The sequence below is a fragment of the Hydrogenophaga sp. genome, assembly GCF_041633695.1.
GTDB lineage: Bacteria > Pseudomonadota > Gammaproteobacteria > Burkholderiales > Burkholderiaceae_C > Hydrogenophaga.
The window spans coordinates 1-2,305 of the sequence record NZ_JBFJMY010000577.1 but is presented as its reverse complement, the minus strand read 5'-3'; the positions used below and the strand labels follow the sequence as shown (position 1 = coordinate 2,305).

The 2,305-nt window shown below is 64.3% G+C and carries 2 protein-coding genes; both read left to right on the top strand.

Annotated features, from left to right (window positions below; translation table 11 throughout):
* The first annotated feature begins 17 nt into the window (after positions 1-17).
* Positions 18-1,916 (top strand): ABC transporter permease, encoded by a 1,899-nt coding sequence (locus tag ABYB95_RS21890; protein ID WP_372661936.1) that lies wholly within the window; start codon positions 18-20, stop codon positions 1,914-1,916.
* Positions 1,913-2,305 (top strand): ATP-binding cassette domain-containing protein (locus ABYB95_RS21885; protein ID WP_372661933.1); only part of this gene is annotated, 393 nt, incomplete at its 3' end. The genes ABYB95_RS21890 and ABYB95_RS21885, both read left to right, overlap by 4 nt.

The following is a 2,305-nucleotide window of genomic DNA, read 5'->3' as shown; positions in this document are numbered from 1 at the left end:
GCGAAAAAAGGTAATCCATGAGCTTTTCAGGCTTTGTTGTCCAGTTGCTGAACGGTCTGGCGGGCGCGTCCTCGCTGTTCCTGGTGGCGGCTGGACTGTCGCTGATTTTTGGCGTCACGCGCATCGTCAACTTCGCGCATGGTTCGTTCTTCATGGTGGGCATCTACGTGGCCTACTCGCTGGTGGAGAACCTGGGTGCAAGCGTGGGCTTCTGGCCGTCTCTGCTGCTGGCGGCCCTGGCCGTGGGTGTGCTGGGCGCCCTGGTGGAGGTCTTGCTGCTGCGCCGCATCTACCGCGCGCCGGAGCTGTTTCAATTGCTCGCCACCTTTGCCCTGGGCCTGGTGATCAAAGACGGTGTGCTCTGGTTCTGGGGGCCCGAAGAGTTGCTCGGGCCGCGCGCGCCTGGGCTCTCTGGTTCGGTGTCCATTCTCGGGCGCCAGTTTCCTTCTTACGACCTGTTCTTGATCGTGGCCGGGCCCGTGGTCCTGGGCTTGTTGTGGCTGCTGTTGACCAAGACCCGCTGGGGCACCCTGGTGCGGGCTGCCACGCAGGACCGGGAAATGGTCAGTGCCCTGGGCGTGAACCAGGCCTGGCTGTTCACCGCCGTGTTTGCGCTGGGCGCTGTTCTGGCCGCGTTGGGTGGCGCGCTGCAACTGCCCCGCGAACCCGCCAACCTCGACATGGACCTGCACATCATTGGCGCGGCCTTCGTGGTGGTGGTGGTCGGCGGCATGGGCTCTATCCCAGGTGCTTACGTGGCGGCGCTCTTGATCGCCGAACTGAAAGCCATCTGCATCTGGCTGGGCCTGGTGGAAGTGCTGGGCCTGAGCATCTCGTTTTCCAAACTCACCCTGGTGGTGGAGTTCCTGGTGATGGCGGTGGTGCTGGTGGCGCGGCCTTGGGGCCTGTTTGGCCGGCCCCAGGCGCCCAGCCGGCACGCCAGCGCGGCCGAGCAGCCTTTGCGCGCGCCCGGTCCGCTCTACGTCTACGGCGGTGCCGCCGTGCTGGCGGCGCTGGCCCTGGTGCCCGAATTCACCCTGGAGTCGCCATACGTGACGGTGTTGCTGATCGACCTGCTGGTGGCGGTGCTGTTCGCCGCCAGCCTGCACTTCATCATGGGGCCGGCCGGCATGCATTCCTTTGGTCACGCGGCCTATTTTGGTCTGGGCGCCTATGGGGCCGCCTTGCTGGTGCGTGGCCTTGATGTGCCGATGGAAGTCGCGCTGGTGATCGCGCCCCTGCTCGCCGGCATAGGTGCCTTTGTCTACGGCTGGTTCTGTGTGCGCTTGTCCGGCGTCTACCTGGCCATGTTGACGCTGGCCTTTGCCCAGATCACATGGGCCATTTGTTACCAGTGGGACAGCCTGACTGGGGGCAGCAACGGCCTGACCGGTGTGTGGCCCGCCGACTGGCTGGCCGACAAAAGAATGTATTACTACCTGACGCTGGCGTTGGTGGCCGGCGCGGTGCTGTGGATGCACCGCATGCTGTATTCGCCTTTTGGCTATGGCATGCGCGCGTCACGCGACTCGGTATTGCGCTCCGACGCCATCGGCATCGACGTCAAGCGCATGCAGTGGGTGGCCTTTGTGGTCGCCGGCACCTTCGCGGGTCTGGCCGGTGCCTTGTATGCGTTTTCCAAGGGCAGCATTTCGCCCGAGAGCCTGCACGTTGCCAAGTCCATCGACGGCTTGGTGATGGTCTTGCTCGGCGGCCTGCAGACCCTGGTGGGGCCGGTTGTCGGTGCCGTCACCTTCACCTGGTTGCACGACACCGTGGCGCGCAACACCGACTACTGGCGGGCCCTGTTGGGGGGCATCATCCTGATCCTGGTGCTGTTGTTTCCACTGGGCATCGCGGGTTCGTTCAATCAACTGCTGTCGCACCTGCGCGGTGGACACAAGGAGCGCTCATGAGCTTGCTCAAAGTATCGGGCCTGGGCAAGTCCTTCGGTGGCGTCCAGGCGGTGGACGGCATCAGCTTCGAACTGGCCGCTGGCGAGTTGCTGGCCCTGATCGGCCCCAACGGTGCTGGCAAGTCGACCACCTTCAACATGGTCAACGGCCAGTTGCGTGCCGACGCCGGTTCGATCCAGCTGGATGGACAGGAACTGATCGGACGCGCGCCGCGCGACATCTGGCGCCTGGGCGTGAGCCGCACCTTTCAGATCGCAGAGACCTTTGCTTCGCTGACGGTGGTGGAAAACGTGCAAATGGCCTTGTTGTCGGCCGACCGCAAGCTGTTTTCCACCTGGCGCCGCGCAGCCGATTACAAGCGCGCCGAAGCCTTGGCCTTGCTGGATCAG